Source organism: Bacillus sp. WC2503, from assembly GCF_052682895.1.
Genome location: NZ_JBQYMD010000001.1, coordinates 3,291,774 through 3,309,501, shown reverse-complemented (window position 1 = coordinate 3,309,501; position 17,728 = coordinate 3,291,774). Strand labels below are relative to the sequence as shown.

Annotated in this window: 22 protein-coding genes and 2 riboswitches; of the genes, 14 read left to right on the top strand and 8 right to left on the bottom strand. The window is 34.6% G+C overall.

The annotated features are described in order from the left end of the window. Positions 1 to 316: 316 nt before the first annotated feature. The 4 genes from ACUN26_RS16830 (at position 317) to ACUN26_RS16815 (ending at position 4,058) form a co-directional block, all read left to right on the top strand. Complete coding sequence (locus tag ACUN26_RS16830) at positions 317 to 1,609, top strand: GGDEF domain-containing protein (RefSeq protein ID WP_001023176.1); 1,293 nt, start codon at positions 317 to 319, stop codon at positions 1,607 to 1,609. Between the two features lie 91 nt (positions 1,610 to 1,700). Continuing rightward, complete coding sequence (locus ACUN26_RS16825) at positions 1,701 to 2,837, top strand: serine hydrolase domain-containing protein (protein WP_000591854.1); 1,137 nt, start codon at positions 1,701 to 1,703, stop codon at positions 2,835 to 2,837. A gap of 4 nt (positions 2,838 to 2,841) precedes the next feature. Beyond that, the gene (locus ACUN26_RS16820; RefSeq protein WP_000428222.1) at positions 2,842 to 3,720 is read left to right on the top strand and encodes an NAD(P)-dependent oxidoreductase; all 879 of its coding nucleotides are present in this window, start codon (positions 2,842 to 2,844) and stop codon (positions 3,718 to 3,720) included. A 5-nt stretch (positions 3,721 to 3,725) separates the two neighbouring features. Beyond that, positions 3,726 to 4,058: a DUF3909 family protein gene (locus ACUN26_RS16815; protein ID WP_000365606.1), complete on the top strand. Its 333-nt coding sequence runs from the start codon at positions 3,726 to 3,728 to the stop codon at positions 4,056 to 4,058. A 55-nt stretch (positions 4,059 to 4,113) separates the two neighbouring features. Here the strand turns inward: ACUN26_RS16815 and ACUN26_RS16810 are convergent, their stop codons facing one another. The 6 genes from ACUN26_RS16810 to ACUN26_RS16785 all read right to left on the bottom strand — a co-directional run bounded on the left by ACUN26_RS16810 (position 4,114) and on the right by ACUN26_RS16785 (position 9,135). Beyond that, entirely contained in the window at positions 4,114 to 4,389 is a 276-nt protein-coding gene (locus ACUN26_RS16810) for a hypothetical protein (protein ID WP_000054650.1), read from the bottom strand. A 307-nt stretch (positions 4,390 to 4,696) separates the two neighbouring features. Continuing rightward, the gene (locus ACUN26_RS16805; protein ID WP_000057312.1) at positions 4,697 to 5,209 is read right to left on the bottom strand and encodes a 1,2-dihydroxy-3-keto-5-methylthiopentene dioxygenase; all 513 of its coding nucleotides are present in this window, start codon (positions 5,207 to 5,209) and stop codon (positions 4,697 to 4,699) included. Further along, complete coding sequence (locus ACUN26_RS16800) at positions 5,187 to 5,825, bottom strand: methylthioribulose 1-phosphate dehydratase (protein WP_000811318.1); 639 nt, start codon at positions 5,823 to 5,825, stop codon at positions 5,187 to 5,189. The genes ACUN26_RS16805 and ACUN26_RS16800 overlap by 23 nt, the downstream gene beginning before the upstream one ends. Further along, positions 5,822 to 6,481 (bottom strand): 2-hydroxy-3-keto-5-methylthiopentenyl-1-phosphate phosphatase, encoded by a 660-nt coding sequence (locus ACUN26_RS16795; protein WP_000027454.1) that lies wholly within the window; start codon positions 6,479 to 6,481, stop codon positions 5,822 to 5,824. The genes ACUN26_RS16800 and ACUN26_RS16795 overlap by 4 nt, the downstream gene beginning before the upstream one ends. Then, the gene (gene mtnW / locus ACUN26_RS16790; protein WP_000014211.1) at positions 6,478 to 7,722 is read right to left on the bottom strand and encodes a 2,3-diketo-5-methylthiopentyl-1-phosphate enolase; all 1,245 of its coding nucleotides are present in this window, start codon (positions 7,720 to 7,722) and stop codon (positions 6,478 to 6,480) included. Before mtnW ends, ACUN26_RS16795 begins: the two co-directional genes overlap by 4 nt. A gap of 64 nt (positions 7,723 to 7,786) precedes the next feature. Continuing rightward, a riboswitch (SAM riboswitch) is annotated at positions 7,787 to 7,892 on the bottom strand. A 52-nt stretch (positions 7,893 to 7,944) separates the two neighbouring features. Continuing rightward, the gene (locus ACUN26_RS16785; protein ID WP_000765541.1) at positions 7,945 to 9,135 is read right to left on the bottom strand and encodes a pyridoxal phosphate-dependent aminotransferase; all 1,191 of its coding nucleotides are present in this window, start codon (positions 9,133 to 9,135) and stop codon (positions 7,945 to 7,947) included. A 14-nt stretch (positions 9,136 to 9,149) separates the two neighbouring features. On the opposite strand from ACUN26_RS16785, the gene ACUN26_RS16780 reads away from it, so the two are divergent. The 4 genes from ACUN26_RS16780 (at position 9,150) to ACUN26_RS16765 (ending at position 12,784) form a co-directional block, all read left to right on the top strand. Then, complete coding sequence (locus ACUN26_RS16780) at positions 9,150 to 10,013, top strand: carbon-nitrogen family hydrolase (protein ID WP_002093326.1); 864 nt, start codon at positions 9,150 to 9,152, stop codon at positions 10,011 to 10,013. 72 nt (positions 10,014 to 10,085) lie between these two features. Then, a riboswitch (SAM riboswitch) is annotated at positions 10,086 to 10,226 on the top strand. A 90-nt stretch (positions 10,227 to 10,316) separates the two neighbouring features. Beyond that, the gene (gene mtnK, locus ACUN26_RS16775; protein WP_000542698.1) at positions 10,317 to 11,498 is read left to right on the top strand and encodes an S-methyl-5-thioribose kinase; all 1,182 of its coding nucleotides are present in this window, start codon (positions 10,317 to 10,319) and stop codon (positions 11,496 to 11,498) included. After that, positions 11,495 to 12,556 carry an S-methyl-5-thioribose-1-phosphate isomerase gene (gene mtnA, locus ACUN26_RS16770; RefSeq protein WP_000103030.1) on the top strand — a complete coding sequence of 354 codons (1,062 nt, stop codon included), beginning with the start codon at positions 11,495 to 11,497 and terminating at the stop codon, positions 12,554 to 12,556. Before mtnK ends, mtnA begins: the two co-directional genes overlap by 4 nt. Before the next feature lie 66 nt (positions 12,557 to 12,622). Next, entirely contained in the window at positions 12,623 to 12,784 is a 162-nt protein-coding gene (locus tag ACUN26_RS16765; protein ID WP_000393323.1) for a YvrJ family protein, read from the top strand. A 118-nt stretch (positions 12,785 to 12,902) separates the two neighbouring features. On the opposite strand, the gene ACUN26_RS16760 is transcribed toward ACUN26_RS16765, so the two are convergent. After that, entirely contained in the window at positions 12,903 to 13,679 is a 777-nt protein-coding gene (locus ACUN26_RS16760; protein ID WP_000258447.1) for a 3-hydroxybutyrate dehydrogenase, read from the bottom strand. Positions 13,680 to 13,812: 133 nt separating this feature from the next. On the opposite strand from ACUN26_RS16760, the gene ACUN26_RS16755 reads away from it, so the two are divergent. The 4 genes from ACUN26_RS16755 to ACUN26_RS16740 are packed head-to-tail and all read left to right on the top strand — an operon-like array spanning position 13,813 to position 16,020. Next, the gene (locus tag ACUN26_RS16755; RefSeq protein WP_000107973.1) at positions 13,813 to 14,142 is read left to right on the top strand and encodes a PadR family transcriptional regulator; all 330 of its coding nucleotides are present in this window, start codon (positions 13,813 to 13,815) and stop codon (positions 14,140 to 14,142) included. Then, complete coding sequence (locus ACUN26_RS16750) at positions 14,142 to 14,909, top strand: DUF1129 domain-containing protein (RefSeq protein ID WP_000952880.1); 768 nt, start codon at positions 14,142 to 14,144, stop codon at positions 14,907 to 14,909. The genes ACUN26_RS16755 and ACUN26_RS16750 overlap by 1 nt, the downstream gene beginning before the upstream one ends. Before the next feature lie 13 nt (positions 14,910 to 14,922). Further along, entirely contained in the window at positions 14,923 to 15,684 is a 762-nt protein-coding gene (locus ACUN26_RS16745) for a DUF1129 domain-containing protein (protein WP_000868628.1), read from the top strand. Between the two features lie 51 nt (positions 15,685 to 15,735). Beyond that, complete coding sequence (locus tag ACUN26_RS16740) at positions 15,736 to 16,020, top strand: hypothetical protein (protein ID WP_001190630.1); 285 nt, start codon at positions 15,736 to 15,738, stop codon at positions 16,018 to 16,020. A 29-nt stretch (positions 16,021 to 16,049) separates the two neighbouring features. Here the strand turns inward: ACUN26_RS16740 and ACUN26_RS16735 are convergent, their stop codons facing one another. Next, on the bottom strand, positions 16,050 to 16,667 hold the full coding sequence (locus ACUN26_RS16735) for an ImmA/IrrE family metallo-endopeptidase (RefSeq protein ID WP_000371628.1): 618 nt from the start codon (positions 16,665 to 16,667) through the stop codon (positions 16,050 to 16,052). Positions 16,668 to 16,844: 177 nt separating this feature from the next. Here ACUN26_RS16735 and ACUN26_RS16730 point away from each other — a divergent pair, with 177 nt between their 5' ends. Both ACUN26_RS16730 and ACUN26_RS16725 read left to right on the top strand, forming a co-directional pair. Beyond that, positions 16,845 to 17,138: a DUF3928 family protein gene (locus ACUN26_RS16730; RefSeq protein ID WP_000288323.1), complete on the top strand. Its 294-nt coding sequence runs from the start codon at positions 16,845 to 16,847 to the stop codon at positions 17,136 to 17,138. A 107-nt stretch (positions 17,139 to 17,245) separates the two neighbouring features. After that, positions 17,246 to 17,695, top strand: a complete 450-nt coding sequence (locus ACUN26_RS16725; protein WP_000540531.1) for an NUDIX hydrolase — start codon at positions 17,246 to 17,248, stop codon at positions 17,693 to 17,695. The last annotated feature ends 33 nt before the right edge of the window (positions 17,696 to 17,728 follow it).

Here is a 17,728-nt window from a genome sequence, read left to right as displayed (position 1 = left end):
ATTACATATCAAATTATTTAAAAATAAATGTAATATCTTCTACTTACATTTTGTAAGTTGTCGAGTTTAAGAATATAATATCTTTATTTTAATTGTCAAGTTTTAAAGAGTAAGCTAGGGCATTCATACAAACGATACAATTCCTATAATCATACACTAAAAAAGGAATTTATAGAGTGAAAAAGCGAAGATTACATTCTCAATTAGCTTGTTACTATGTATCCCTCACGCATTAAAGTTTTTGGGAATAGCTATTTATAAAACGTTTGTGAGGAATTCTGTAGAACAAGATATATGAAGTGAGTGAAGACTAGTGATGAACATACTACATTTTTTATTAGAGAATACGGTTTTCCAAAATGTATTACAAGATCTTAAGTTAAATGTCCTTTATATAGAAAATGGATGCACACATCAACAAACGATTGAAAATATTCATCCCAAATGCATGTTTATAGCAAATAGTTTTGAAGAAGGAGAACTATTGTTTCATAAGACTAAACCGCATATTGTAATTATGTATGTAACAGATTTTTCTCAAATAAAATATATAAAGAATATGTATAATCCACATAGTACATTCATTGTCATTTGGGATCAACAAATAACAAATGAGTTTACAGAGGTGCTTACGTTAGGAATACGTAATATTGTGATAGCCCCAGTAACTCCACAAGTAGTGTTAGAGGAAGTAAATAAAAGTTTGTATCAACTTTCTTTAGTGCGGCAAGTAAGTTTGCAACAAGAACTACTGCAGATGATGTTTGATTTTCACAATGATCTATTATTTATAGTAGAAGATGATGAGATTGTTGATTGTAATACGAATTTTTTAGAGTTTTTTGGATATGAAAATTTGTTTGATTATCGTGAGCAACATTTAGTGTTTGCCGAACATTTTATTAGAGAAAATGGATATTATTCGACGACTCATGATATAACATGGTTAGATGATACATTATCATATGATAGAAGAATTAAGATGTCTAATTATGAAGGAATTGTATCAACTTTTTTATTACGTGCGACGCCGTTACCAGAAGATTTATCGAGATTTATTGTAAAGTGTACAGAGATTACAGAATTAGATGAAATCTATCAAGAACAAGAAAGACTTGCCATGATAGATTCATTGACAGAGATTTATAATCGTTTGAAGTTCCAACAAATATTAGAGGTAGAGTGGGATAATGTAATACGTAACGATGAAAAAATGGCAATTATATTATTTGATATAGATAATTTTAAAACAGTAAATGACACATATGGTCATGATTTTGGAGACTTAGCATTAATACAACTTGCAGAACTTATGAAGTCTAAAGTAGAGCAACAACATGTATTTGCAAGATGGGGAGGAGAAGAATTTATTATATTAGTGACAAATACAGTAGAAAAAGAAGCATTTCAAGTTGCAGAATCATTGCGCTTTTTTATTGAAACAAAACAATTCTCTGGAATTTCGAAATTAACAGCGAGTTTTGGAGTAGCGTTATATGAGAAAGGAATTACAAGAGAAGAATTAATGCAGCGAGCGGACATTGCATTATATGAAGCGAAAAAAAATGGGAAAAATCAGGTATGTATATATAGAAAAGAAAAAATGTGATTTTTCGCAACTAATTGTTGCGATTTTTTTTTATTGCCTGATAATAGTAGTAGGGAGACCATATGTAATGAAGTAATTATGGAGGAACAATATGATAAAAAAAATAATAGTAGTTGCTTCACTATGTACTGTTGTTTGCGGTGGAGTATACTATGCTTTCTATGCTCCCAGTGTAATGGAACAAACAGTGTTAACTACTAATGTGGCCCCGGCTATTGGGTCAGAAGTGCAAGATAATATAGAAGAAAAAGAAGAGAGACAAATTGATTATGCTAGTATATCTCAAAAATTAGATCAATATTTAGTAGGAAAGCAATTTAATGGGACAGTTTTGGTGACTGATAAAGAGCGTGTTATATTGAATAAAGGATATGGATATGCTGATGTTCAAAATAAAATAGAAAATACACCTCAAACAAAATATCGTATCGGTTCTATTACGAAAACAGTAGTTGCTACATCTATTTTACAGCTACAAGAACAAGGGAAATTAAACATTCAGGAAAATGTAAATACATATATTCCTTCATTTCCAGCAGATAAAAATATCACTTTATATCATTTATTAACGCATACATCGGGTTTACCGGAAAGCGGCAAAGGAAAAGTGAATGCGGCTTCTCGTATAAACTTAGTAAATTGGATTGGGAGTCAAAAAGTAGAGTTTCCACCAGGAGCAGGTTGGAGATATACAGATTATAATTATATGGTGCTTGCTTATATTATAGAAAGCATATCAAAAAAAACGTTAGGAGATTACATAAAAGAAAATATATTTATTAAAGCAGAAATGCACGAATCTGGTATGGGAAATATGGCTCCGGGAGATCAGCATTTTACTAAAGGGTACGTTAAGAAAGATAATGTACTTGAACCTGCACAAAAATTGTCAATGGATTGGTTATACGGTTGCGGCGAGATGTATACGACAGTTGGAGATATGAAGAAATTAGACGAAGCAATTATAAATGGGAAACTTCTTTCTGAACAAAGTATGCAAGCGATGTTTTCACCTTCAGAAGAACGGAAATATGCATTTAGTTTTTATATATACCCAGATTATTTTCATAATCATGGTGTACTATCTGGTTGGAACACTTTCAATAATTTTAATAAAGAAAAAGGGACTTTTGTTATTTTATTTTCAAATGTGAAAAATAGTATGGATGATGATTTTAATAATGAGTTTCGAAAGATGGTAAATGATTTATTAGAACAAAGGGGATGAGAATATGGAAAACAAAATTTTATCAATAGGTTTCATCGGTATCGGTGTAATGGGAAAAAGTATGGTTCGTCATTTAATGCAAGAAGGTCATAAAGTATATGTATATAATAGAACGAAAGCGAAGACAGATTCATTAGTACAAGATGGTGCAAATTGGTGTGATACACCGAAAGAGTTAGTGAAGCAAGTAGATGTTGTAATGACTATGGTTGGATATCCACATGATGTTGAAGAAGTGTACTTTGGAAGTGAAGGGATTATAGAGAATGCAAATGAAGGCACGATAGCCATTGATTTTACGACATCTACACCAACATTGGCAAAACGTATAAATGAAGTTGGTAAAAGAAAGAATGTATTTACGTTAGATGCCCCAGTATCTGGAGGAGATGTTGGTGCTAAAGAAGCAAGACTTGCAATTATGGTCGGTGGAGAGAAAGACATATATGATAGATGTTTACCGTTATTTGAAAAACTAGGAACAAATATTCAGTTACAAGGACCAGCTGGGAGTGGACAACATACGAAAATGTGCAATCAAATTGCAATTGCATCCAACATGATTGGAGTATGTGAAGCTGTTGCTTACGCGAAAAAGGCTGGACTAAATCCAGATAAAGTATTAGAGAGTATTTCAACAGGTGCAGCAGGTAGTTGGTCATTAAATAATTTAGCTCCTCGAATGTTAAAAGGAGACTTTGAGCCAGGGTTTTACGTAAAGCATTTTATGAAAGATATGAAAATCGCTTTAGATGAGGCTGAAAAATTACAATTACCAGTACCAGGTTTAAGCTTGGCGAAAGAATTGTATGAAGAGTTAATTATGGATGGAGAAGAAAATAGCGGAACACAAGTGTTATATAAAAAGTATATAAGGGGGTAAATGAGATGGATCTCCAAAAGTTTGATGAGATGATTGATGCTGTGCAGCGAGCAACTTGTATACAAATCAATGAAAAACAAAAGGAAGCCTTTAAACAAAAATATGATTTTGAACCAAACTTTGAATATGGAAGAGATGAGAAAGGGCATTATGTCATTCGAACTTCAAAAAAGATGTTAGAAGAAATGGAGTTTTACTTGGCATTAAAATATGATCGTGATGGAGTGGATCTTTATATGCAAGCTGAGATTGACGATATATGTCATGTGTCTGTTAGCTATAGTGAAGATGCGTTACATCTACAAGAATTGTTTCAATTTCTAGAAGAAAATAAATAAAAGTCCTCATTTGAGGACTTTTATTTATTTAGGTAAATATATTTCATTTTTATAATTATAAGCTAGAAGCTCGACGGCACCGTTCAACCGGGAACGGGATAACTTGCGCCATGTGGTTAGCGCCAAATTGTTTTGAGCGAGCGTAGCGTAATATATAAAATGCGCACAGAATAGCAACAGGAATAGCGCCGTATAAACCAAAAAATAAAGCGCTTACACAAGAGGCGACAAAACCTAAAACACCAACTTCTAACTCTTCCATAATAGCTCCTAAAATAACAGGAATAGCTCCGCATAAAACTCCTAGTATAAGTGCGATAAGTAAACTCATGATTATCCCCCTCTGTTTGCAATATTATTTTCCTTCTTATTAGTTGTAGTATATCATATATAAAACAGAATTTTCAGAAAAAAATCAAAAAAAGTTCAACAAATGTTCAAAAAGGGTTGAGAAATACACTTGAAAAATCGAGTGGATAGATTGTTTCTTGGAAGAAGAGGAAAGATGCTTTGAATAAATAAAAAATCAGGCCTATTTCATTTTTTGAAATAAGCCTGTTCCATAGGAGGATGTATATATGTAGAGTGAATAAAAGGTTGGAAAAGGGGGTCCAAGTCCTTTTATTCAACTAGCTACCTTAATAGATTGGAACCCAGCCTTCAGTTGTAACAAAAATACGAATAGCTACAACTTGACGATCATCCTGCAAAGTAAAATAATGTCTTGCATTTTCAGGAACAGAGATTAGGTCGCCTGGCTCAAGTTCAACGTCAAAGAATTTTCCATCTTTGCCTTCAATAGCAAAGATGCCATGGCCACTGACAATAAAGCGAACTTCATCATCAGTATGATGGTGTTCTTTTTGGAAATTAATTAATAATTCGTCAAGGTTAGGTGTGCTACTTGAAAGTGAAATTACATCATGCGCTTTATAACCTCGGCGTGCTGAAACATCAGCGATTTCTTTTGAAAAAACAGTTAATATTTCAGCTTTGTTATCATCTGTTAACGAATAATTTTCATTTAAATGAGTAGGAAGTTTAGAAATATTCCATTTCTCATATAAAACGCCTTCCTCTTGTAGAAATTTTGATACTTCCACTTCATTCTCAATGCGAGTATTTACTTCATGAATACGAATTTGCGCCATTAGAAACGCCTCCTTGAATTGATAATAGTTTTATATGAAATTGGAATAAAAACTCATAAGCTTCTAATCTTTTCTTTGCATCAAAGCTATCACGGCCCCATACAGTGATGCCGTGATTTCGAATTAATACTGCTCCCGAATCTCCTTGTATATGTTTTCGGAAGTTCTCCCCAAGTGTTGGGATATGAGCATGGTTTTCGATAATAGGAATGTGAATTGTTGCACCTTCCTCCCAAATATCAAGAGCTTTAATGATTTCTTGATTTTGAAGGGTGACTGTATCGCTATACAAATTTGTGATGACATTGTTATCCGTTGTATGAACATGAAGTACGCACCCGGCATTCGTATTGTTATAAATATGTGTATGCAATATTGTTTCTGCTGAAGGGCGTAATTCAGTCTCTAAAACAGGAACTCCTGCATGATCTACTAATAGAAAATCATCTGGAGTGGTTTTTGTTTTATCTTTACCGCTTGCTGTAATAAGGAAAGTAAGCGGCTCATGACTAACTTTTATAGAAATATTGCCACTTGTTGCTGGAAACCAATTTCGAGTTGTTAATTCTTTTTTAATCTCGCTTAAGTCATACCATTGACGAAACAGTTGTTTCATGATTTCACCTCCAACAAATGTTTTAATTCAGCTTGAACATCGTGAAATGTTTCAAACGGTGTATAAACAATATGATTTTCTTTACACTTTGTAATAAGGAAATCGCGAGCGAATACTTTATCTGCTTGTTTCGCAGCTTGTAAATCAGTAATAGAATCTCCGATTACAATATGGAAATTATTTGTATCACTTAATTTGCGGATTAAAGATGATTTACATAATCCACAATGATTTTGACAGTAATGATCACAAGGGTTAGGCCACTTAACTGTAATGTATTCATTTGAAAAGTCTGTTTCATTACAGTAAATTTGCTCTTTTGGAATGATTCCTTGTAAGAGTGGATAGACGAAGAAATCCATTCCACCTGATACAACGTAAAAAGAAATATTATTTTCATTTACAAATTGTATAAATTCACGAAAGCCACTACGAATTTCGGCAGTTTCTTTTAAAAATTGAATTATATCATCATGCAAATTAGTAGGTAGCAATTGAAATAATTGAGAAACACCTTCTTGAATAGAAAGCTCTTGTGATAAAATTCTTTGCTTTATTTCTTCTGCTTCTGGTGGTGCGAATTTTTCCATAATCGACATAATGTTATCGTTATTTGTAATCGTACCATCGAAATCACAAAATACTTGAATACTCATAATTTCACCTCATAAGAGGGATTTCCCCATATTTGTAGTGCGCTATGCAAATTTATGTCATCTACTTCATGGAGTAGATTACCTTGCAAAGTAGCATCAATTGCAGTGCGGAAAGCCTTTCCACCACCTTGCGCCCCATACGGATGCCCATGTATGCCGCCGCCCGCATTAATAACAACATCTTTACCGAAGTCTCGTAGAATAAAGGGAACGAAACCAGGATGAATGCCAGCAGATGGGACAGAGAAACTTTTCTTGAAAAACGCATCGTCTTCAGTTAGATAGTTTGAAATGTTGAAAGCCTCTTCCTTTTCTAACGCAACACTTCCGTATGGAGACGGGAATAAAGAAAAATCAGCACCAGCATAACGTAGTAGCTTTCCAAGTAATAATGGAGATGAGACCCCATATAGCTTGGATGCTGAATAAGCACCACTTACAGCAGGGTGTGCCATAATAGGAACTGGGATTTCATCATCTTCTGCCAGTGATTGTAGTACATCTAGTCCGTAAGCAAATACATTAAATAATAGAATATCAGCACCAGCCTGCACTGCGCGTTTCGCATTTTCTTTTAAGTCGAAAGTTCGCCCTGTTAAATTTACGGCATATAATGTTTTATGGCCGTATGTTTCATATACGGATTGTAAAACTTCTTTTCCAGATACAATTCGCTTCGCAAGTGGTGTTAAGGAGTTCTCGAATAAAATTTCATCATCTTTTACGATATCCACACCACCAATTGCTTGATCGCGTAATTGAGTTTTTAAGTATCCAATATTTCGTCCAATCATTCCTTTGAAAATGCTCATTAAAAGGGGACGGTTATACACTTGTACACGATTTCGAATACCGTCTATACCGAATTTTGGACCAGGAAAGTGCTTTTTTAATTCGTCTGAAAACGTTAAGTCAATTAATTTCACTTCGCCATCAAGTGATAACTTTCCGAATGTAGTTGTTAAAATCGCTGGTAAATCTGGACTGAAATTTAATAATGGGTATTCGATTTTAATAATCCCACGTTTTACTTTTTTGCGTAGATACGAATTGATATGTTCTTGTTCATCTAATTCCTCAATATGAATGACGTTGCCTTTATGTTGTTTTAATTGTTCTTGTAATAAATGTGGCAAATGAGTCCAAGAGCCAATTGTTAAACCGAGTGCAATTTGTTCAGCCTTTTTGTCTAAGTTAAGTGAATCGTCATGGATTAAATACGTCGCTATAATTCCGCTCATTGTTATAACCTCCTAGTTAAATAAAAAAACCTCTCAGCTAAGGAGAGGTTTTTTTACAACCAGCTCCTTATCTGTCAGCGTAATGCTGCGAGAATTAGCACCGTGTCTACAATTGTAGATCGGTTGCCGGGTTTCGTCGGGCTCGTCCCTCCACCTGCTCTTGATAAGAAGTATTTAGAAATGTTTAAATTTTTAAGATAACTGAATTTTGTCAGATATTTTTCATGTTGTCAACGACTTTTTGAAAAAATTTAATTTATCAATTCGATTAATTGCTTCTCGTAATCGTTCTTCTGTGTGCAAGAGACCAACGCGGACGTATCCTTCACCGTGTTCACCAAATCCAACACCAGGAGCAACTGCAACGTGTGCTTTTTCTAGCAAAATATCAGAAAATTGCTCAGATGTATAGCCTTCTGGTACAGGAAGCCATGCAAAGAAGGATCCGGTTGGGATGTCTACATTCCAACCGATAGAGTGACAAGCTGAAATAAGAGCATTTCTTCGAGATTCGTAACTATTTACAAGATCTACGACGCAAGATTGTGAACTTAATAGCGCTTCGCGGGCAGCGTCTTGAACTGCACCAAAAATACTAACATACATATGATCTTGCAATAGGTTAATTGTTTCGATGACACTTTCATTCCCTATGGCAAAAGCAATACGCCATCCAGCCATATTGAAAGTTTTGGATAATGTGTAAATTTCAATTCCTATATCTTTTGCACCGTCTGCTTGCAAGAAACTAACCGGTTTTTGACCATCAAATCCGATCGCACCGTAAGCAAAATCGTGAACGACTAATATATTATGTTTATTAGCAAAATGAATGGTTTCATCAAAGAAATCTTTTGATACAGTAGCACCAGTAGGATTGTTTGGATAGTTTAAAAACATTAACTTTGCTTGTTTCGCAATAGCGTCATCAATTTTTGTATAATCTGGTAAAAATTTATTTTCGGCAATAAGCGGCATTGTTTCAAATTGTGCTTTTGCTAAAGCAACTCCGGATAAATAATCTGGATAGCCTGGATCGGGAACGAGAATCGTATCACCAGGATTGGTAAAACACATTGGTAATTCTACTAATCCAGCTTTTCCACCAAACAAAATAGCAACTTCAGTTTTTGGATTTACTACTACATCATATTCACGTTGATAGAATGTTGCCACGGCTTCTTTTAAGCTTTCGTGTCCGCGAAATGGCGGATATTTATGATGAATGGTCTTTTCTGCAGCATGTTGTAAAGCTTTTACGATATGCTGCGGTGTTGGTTGATCTGGATTACCTTGACCTAGATTAATAACATCGTGACCAGCCGCAACGACTTTGTTAACTTTTGCAACAAGTGAAGCGAAAAATTGTGTTGGCAATGATGTTACTATCTCAGAAGGTTGAAATAATTTCATACTTTCCACCTCTTTTGAAAGTTGTTACAATTCTAGTGACAAATGATATAATCTTTCCAGTATTTTGTAAAGAGAAAATTAAGAATGGGGCTGAAAAAATGAAAGTCGCATGTATTCAAATGGATATTGTATTTGGAGATGTAGAAAAAAATATGGAGAACGCTAAAAACAAAATAAGCGAAGCGATGAAGGAAAGACCAGATGTTATCGTCTTACCAGAACTATGGACAACAGGATATGATTTAACGAGGCTTTCTGAAATTGCAGATAGAGATGGATTAGAAACGAAAGAAAGGTTGAAAGAATGGTCGAAGCAATATGGTGTACATATTGTTGGTGGTTCTATAGCAAAGCAAACAGAGCAAGGGGTTACCAATACAATGTATGTCGTAAACAACGAAGGAGATCTAGTCAATGAATATAGTAAAGTACATTTATTTCAGCTTATGGATGAACACAAATATTTAATGGCGGGTAATAAAACAGGTGAATTTAAACTAGATGATATCGAGTGCGCTGGCACAATTTGCTATGATATTCGTTTTCCAGAATGGATGCGCGTTCATACTGCTAAAGGGGCAAAAGTTTTCTTCGTTGTAGCAGAATGGCCATTAGTTCGTTTAGCACATTGGCGTTTGCTATTGCAAGCAAGAGCAGTTGAAAATCAATGTTATGTTGTTGCATGCAATAGGTCAGGAAAGGATCCGAATAATGAGTTTGCAGGTCATTCTCTAATTGTGGATCCTTGGGGTGAAGTCGTGGTAGAGGCAAATAAAGAGGAATCCATTTTATTTGGAGAACTTACATTCGAAAAGATTAAAGAGGTACGTAAAGGAATTCCAGTTTTTGCAGATCGCCGTCCAGAACTATACAAATAAAATATTGACAAGTGATTTTTATTCTTGGTATAGTCTTCAACATAAAGTTAAAAATTCTAAAAAATTATATAACTCTTATCAAGAGCAGGTGGAGGGATTTGGCCCGATGAAGCCCAGCAACCGACCGTAATACCATTGTGAAATGGGGCGTTTATGACGCCAAAAGGCACGGTGCTAATTCCAGCAGAAAGTAAAATTTCTGGCAGATAAGAGGGGAGAAGATAAACTTCAAACCTCTTTCTTAGTGGAAAGAGGTTTTTCTGCGTTAGAAAAACCTCTGAATTTAAAAAGGAGGAAAAGACGATGGGATATTATTCATTAACAGAAGTAACAGCTGTACAATATGCGAAAGAACATGGATATTTTGACAAGAAGGCGAATGTAGTTTGTCATGAAATAGGAGATGGAAATTTAAATTACGTGTTCAAATTAGTTGATGGAGAGAGATCAATTATAATAAAACAAGCACTTCCATATGCGAAAGTAGTTGGTGAGAGCTGGCCGTTGTCTATAAAAAGAGCGACGATTGAAAGCAAGGCATTAAAAATTTTTGCGAAGTATGTACCAGATTATGTTCCGGTAGTGTACAGTCATGATGAAGAGTTAGCAGTTACAGTAATAGAAGACTTATCAAGACTAACAATTACAAGAAAAGGATTAATAGATGGAGAAGGATATCCACTTTTATCCCAGCATATCGGTCGTTTTCTAGCACATGTTTTATTTTATACTTCAGATTTCGGTTTACAGTCAGAAGAGAAAAGGATGCTAGAAGGTACATTTGTAAATCCAGACCTTAGTAAAATTACAGAAGATTTAGTTTTTACGGATCCGTTTGGACATTACGATACGAATGATTATGAGTCAGATTTACAGTCAGTGATTGATGAACTTTGGAGTGACAAAATTTTAAAACTAAAAGTAGCACAATATAAATATAAGTTTTTAACGAGAAAAGAAGCGCTTATTCATGGTGATTTACATACTGGTAGTATTTTTTCATCACCTTCTGAAACGAAAGTGATTGATCCAGAATTTGCAACGTACGGTCCATTTGGCTTTGATATCGGTCAATTTATCGCAAATCTATTATTAAATGCTTTATCGAGAGAAGAAGAAAAGAGAAGTGTACTATTTTTCCATATAGAAAAGACATGGAGTTATTTTGTAGAAACTTTTACGAAGTTATGGATTGGAGAAGGGGTAGAAGCATATACGAAAGAAAAACAATGGTTACCAATTATTTTGCAAAATATCTTTACTGATGCCGTCGGATTTGCCGGATGTGAACTGATTCGTAGAACAATTGGTTTAGCTCATGTAGCGGATTTAGATGAAATAGCAAATAAAGAAAGAAGAATTCAAGCTAAGAAGCAAGCGCTGTACTTAGGAAAAGAACTAATAAAATATGAATCTAAGTGTGCTGATATTCAACTGTTTCGAACATTATTTCAACAGACAGTTTCAGGAGGCATAAAAGCATGAGTACATTTGTAACTGTTCCGAGGTCTGTAAGTTGGAAAGGTGATGCAATTGCGGTATTAAATCAAACAAAGTTGCCGTATAGTACAGAATATAAAACGTTGACGACTATTGAAGAGGTATGGAAAAGTATTGTAATGCTAGAAGTACGCGGAGCACCCGCAATTGGAATTGTAGCAGCATTTGGTTTGGCGCTTGCATCAAAAAAATATAACACGATACATATTGAAGAATTTCAGAAGATATTTAATAGAGATTGTAACTATTTAGGGACATCACGACCGACGGCAGTGAATTTGTTTTGGGCAATTGATCGTATGAGAGAATCTATTCGAGAGATTATTACAATAAAAGAAGCGCAAAAAACATTAGAAGAAGAAGCGCTTCGCATTCAGCAGGAAGATGAAGAGGTATGCCGGAGTATTGGGGAACATGCGTTAACATGCTTTACAGACGGTGATAACATTTTAACAATTTGTAATGCTGGAAGTATTGCAACTGCAAGGTATGGTACTGCATTAGCGCCGTTTTATATCGGGAAAGAAAAAGGTGTACACTTACATGCGTATGCATGTGAAACGAGACCGGTTTTACAAGGTGGCCGTTTAACGACATGGGAGTTAAAGCAAGCGGGTATTGATGTGACGCTTATTACAGATAATACGGCAGCTCATGCAATTCGTACGAAAGAAATTGATGCAATTATCGTAGGGGCAGATCGAATTGTCGCAAATGGAGATACGGCAAATAAAATCGGAACAATGAATTTAGCTATATTAGCAAAGTATTTCGAAATTCCATTTTACGTTGCAGCTCCGTTATCTACGTTTGATATTACGAAACAAACAGGTACCGAAATTGTTATTGAAGAAAGAGATGAAACAGAAGTTACGAAAATTTTTGGCAAACAAGTGGCACCGATTGGTACAGATGTTTATAATCCTGCATTTGACGTAACACCGCATGAATTAATTACAGGTATTATTACTGAGAAAGGTATTATACGTGGAGATTATGAGCGAGAAATTGCATCATTATTTGAAAAACAAGCTAATACATAATAGCTTGTTTTTTATGCCTAAATGTGCCTTTTCCCCTTATTTATATAATGAAAGGAGGAGAGAAGGATGGAAGAGTGGATCGGGATGATAGGTAATGTAGGCTTTCCAATTGTTGTAACATTATATTTACTCCATCGGATTGAAAGTAAATTAGATGGGATAACTGTTGCGATAGAGAAACTGCCACAGCAATTACTAAAGTACGATGATCCTCGTGATAAAAAATAAAGTTTGCTCTTCGTGAGCAAACTTTATTTTTTTATCACGCATTAACTGCCCGTAAAAGCCCGATTGGTGAGGGCTACGAATCAGTGGGGGATGAAGCCCCACTGATTAAAGTTTCACTTTATTGAGCAATATAACCACCATCGATAACGACAGCTTGACCAGTTATGCCTTTTGCTTTTTCACTCGCTAAAAACATAGCATAATCAGCAATTTCTTGTACTTGTAATAAACGTTTTTGTGGTACAAGTGGATAAATGACATCTTCTAAAACATTTTCAAGCGGTACATTTCGTGTAGTAGCTAAGTCTTGTAGTTGATTACGTACAAGAGGGGTATCGACATAACCAGGGCAAAGTGCATTAACAGTAATTCCATGGGTAGCACCTTCTAATGCGGCAACTTTTGTCAGTCCAATTACGCCATGTTTTGCGCTATTGTAGGCAGCTTTTCCGGCGAATCCGACAAGGCCATTAATAGAAGCGACGTTAATAATCCGGCCGTATTTTTGTTTTTTCATAATAGGAAAAGCGTGTTTGATGGCGATAAATGGAGCGATTTGCATAATTTTAATAAGAAGCTCGAATTTCTCAGTTGGAAAATCTTCAATCGGTGAAACATGTTGCATTCCTGCATTGTTAATTAATACGTCTAATGAACCGAAATGACTAACTGTTTGAGAAAGCGCTACTGTAATTTCTTCTTCAGATGTAACGTCACATTGTAAACCGATAGCTTGAAAGCCTTCTTTTTGTAATTGCTCAGCAGCTTCTTTCGCACGATCTTCAAGGCGATCAGTAATAACAACTTTTGCGCCTTCTTTTGCAAAGGTATTCCCCATTTCATAACCAATACCACTCGCAGCACCTGTTAAAAAGACAACTCGATTTGTAACCATGATGAAAAACACTCCTTCATAATAAAAGTTCCCTCATTGCTCTATTTAGAGGGGGAACTACGAAATTCCTGCAAACATTTGGAAAAAATCCTCCCACTATCTTGTAAAACAAGATAGTGGGAGGATTTCAATTATGTCGACAAGTCAAATGCTGAAAGGGATTTTAGAAGGATGCTTACTTGCTATTATTTCTGAAGGTGAAATATACGGTTATGAAATGAGTGAAAAGCTAGCGAAGTATGGTTTTACAATGGCGAGTGAGGGAAGTATTTATCCGTTGTTAATACGGATGCAAAAAGAGGGGCTAATATCAAGTGTAATGAAGGAATCTCCATCTGGTCCAAAAAGGAAGTATTATACGTTAACAGAAAAGGGAGAAGATGAACTGGATGAATTTATGGGTCGCTGGGAAGCGATGCAAAGTAGTGTAGAACGTCTACTTGAAGGGAAGGGAAGAAAATAATGCTATCAAGTGAAGCACAAAAGTTTTTGTTAGATATGAGATTGTTTTTGACCGCAAAGAGTGTGAAAGAAAGCGATATGGAAAGCTTTTTAGAAGATGCAGAGTTGCATTTAATAGAAGGTGAGAGTGACGGGAAAAGTGTAGAAGAAATTTTTGGAAGTTCGCCGAAAGAATATGCTAATGAACTTGTAAAAGTGATGGAAAGAGATAGACAGGAAACGTGGAAGCAAATTGGTTTTACAGTAATGAATATCGTAGCATTTTGGATTATTGCTTCTATTTTAATAGTGAATAACGGAAAGTTACAAATTTCACTTATTCAGTGCATTGGTTATAGTTTCACATTAATGTTAGCTGTGTTAGGCCCTAATTTTTTGCTTCGTAAAATGACCTTTGTAACAAGCTTTACAAAAACGTGGTTTTCTATGTGGTCTTTAGTCATGATTGCTCCAATGTTTTTATTAGGAGTTGTTACGATATTAGATGTAATATATCCTACAAAGATGGTTACATTCACCCAAATGCAAAGTTATATGTTAGCTGGTGGGATCTTTATCATGACAGTAGCTATAAACATGTATTTTGAAGGATGGTTTAAAAACTTATATTTAATTATTCCTCTTTCTATTATGTTAGTATTTCAAGCATTTACATCAGAAGATCTCATGCCAATGTTATTTCAGATTATATGTTTATACGGAAGTTTATTTATTTTAATTTTCGTTGAAATTATGATGAAGACGAATAGAAGAGAAACGGTTAATTAAGGGAGGGGTTATAATGAAGGTTTCTAAAGAAGGAGAAGAGTTTTTAATCGATACGAAAGTATATTTAATAACAAAAGGGATTAAAGAAGAAGATGTGGACGCTTTTCTAGAAGATGCAGAACTTCATTTAATAGAAGGTGAAAAAAAGGGGAAGACGGTAAGTGATATATTTGGTGATTCACCAAAAGAGTATGCAGAAGAATTGGTGAAAGAGATGGAGAAGGATAAAAGCGGGAGTATAAAAAGTATTTTAGGAATGATTATTGGTATTGGTGGATACTGGTTAGTTACAAATATTTTATTTGAAAGTCCGAATCATGAATTTACATTAACGAATGTACAATTGATTGGATACCCAATTGTTTTAATGATTACTATTGTGGGTATTATTTTTGCTTTTAAGATGTCATCATTTAAAAGCAAAATAAAAGAATTTAGCATTATTTATGTAGCAGCTTTGCTACCAATTTTATTACTAGTATTATTAATGTTTATGAATAAATGGTATGGGACACCTGTATTGCAATTAACTACTATACAAAGTTACATACTAGCTGGAATTGTCTTATTAGTATTGTTAATTGGGGAAGCGTACATACTTGGATGGATTGGAATGCTAGTTGTTATTATACCGCTATTAATTATGTTTGTATTTAAAGAATTAGGAAAGCAAAACCCATATTGGGGAATACTAGAGCCTTTACTTCTGTATGGAAGTTTATATGTATTAATGCGATGGTCTTTAAAAAATGAAGAGCAAAAAACTGTAAACTAGTGTTTTACTGATATTGAGCGAACGGAATATTTTATTGAGAGGGGAACAAATATGCAAAGTATATTTCTAGGTATATTATCTATTATATTTCTAGGTTTAACAATTTTCGGGCTATATACTACCTTTTCGAAAAAGGTACATGATAACTATTTTGATACTTTATTAGATGACACATCAGGATATATTTTGTTCTTCGGGTTAATAGGAAAAAGGCTGCTCTGGATATGCAAAAAATTATTTCCAAAGAAATATTATATAGGGATTTTTAGAGGGATTACATTTACGTTTAGTTGTCTATTTTTATTTCTAGCAGCCGGGACTTGGTTTGTTGATTAAATAAGTTGTTTTAAACAGTAATAAGATTGTTACTGTTTTTTTCTTTGTAATAAAGAGCTTTGTAAAGAGAGTTCTTTTTGTTCGTTTGTTAATAAGGAATGAATATGGACGTTTTCTGGGCGGGGGACTATAGGGTACATCAGATTTGATGGAGAAGGGTGGTGTTCCGAGCCAGTTGGAGAATGAGGATCTGCATGTGTAAGTTTTCCGTGAACGCGCCTTGTGAATAAAATATGGCCAATTTCGTGAGCGAGCGTATATATATTTTTCATAGGAGCGGCTGAATTTGTTAAAACGATATAACCAGTAAGTTGTTGTTGTTTAGCTAAAGAGTAAGCACAGGCAATTACTGCTGTTTCTTTAAAATAATCACTGCCAATATAACAAATATAAAGATCACATTCTGGAGCTTCATTTACACACGTTTGGAAAAAGGCTGCTAATTTTTCCTGACTTTGAATAGAATTTTTATAACTAATTTCACGGTCTGAAAAACGAAAAAGCTCATTTAATACAATTACTTCTTGAATTTGAAATGTAATGGGGTGCCAAATTGATTCTGCGACTGCTAAATCTTTTGCGATACGGTCTTCAGAAATGTTGGCGCCTGGCGTAATGCAAATACATATATTGACGTATGGATCCATAGGGAACACCTCAAATGAAAAAATTCTTCCTATAATATATGTGAGAAAAAGGTGCTATGTATGGATAAACGCCTTGTTTATTACATGAATATATAGACTACAAGTCGAAAAAATTTCATAGTTCTATAACGTAGTATGGTCATCTTTTTGATATAGTAAAGGAAAGGGGGAGAATATATGTATACATTAAAAATCGTTTCAGACAGAGAAGCTCTTTATCAATTTGCGAGTTATGTAAAAGTTGTGCAAGGGGTTGAAGATGTATATGTAGAGGTGGGAGAACCTGTATATGAACATCCATTAATGAAGTTTTACGTACATATTAAGCTGGGGGAAACATATGATCAACATAAAGCGTTACAAGAAATAGCAAGATTAGTAGAATTGGGGCGTTTTACATACGTTCATTATCGTAATGATGAAATTGAAGAAGCTTTTGAAGCTGTAAAATATGAAAGTTTTAAGAAATAAAGTGAAAAAAGGGAGCGAAAGCTTCCTTTTTTTCTTGAAATTTACATCAACAAAATGAGAAAAATTTTGTTATGATAAGGGAGGGTGAGGAAAGGAGAGTTTACATATTGGGGTATATTGAAGAGTTACGTAAAGTCGTTGGTACAAGGCCACTTATTTTAGTAGGATCAGCAATTATTATATTAAATGATAGGCAAGAAGTATTGCTTCAATATCGTTCAGACACATATGATTGGGGTGTACCTGGCGGAGCGATGGAGCTAGGAGAAACGACAGAAGAAACTGCTCGCAGAGAACTATTTGAAGAGACGGGACTAAACGCGAAAATTATGCAATTTATCGGGGTTCTTTCGGGAAAAGAAGTGTACTTCCAATATCCAAATGGAGATGAAATTTTTAATGTCATTCATCTGTATCAGGGGCATCATGTGAGTGGGGAAGTTAAGCTTGATCATGAAGGATTACAGCTTCAATATTTTCCGGTAGATAAGTTACCGAATTTGAATAAAACAACAGAGAAGATTTTACAAAAATTCCTATACGCATTAACAGAATAGAAGGTTAATTCCTTCTATTTTTATTATATTAAA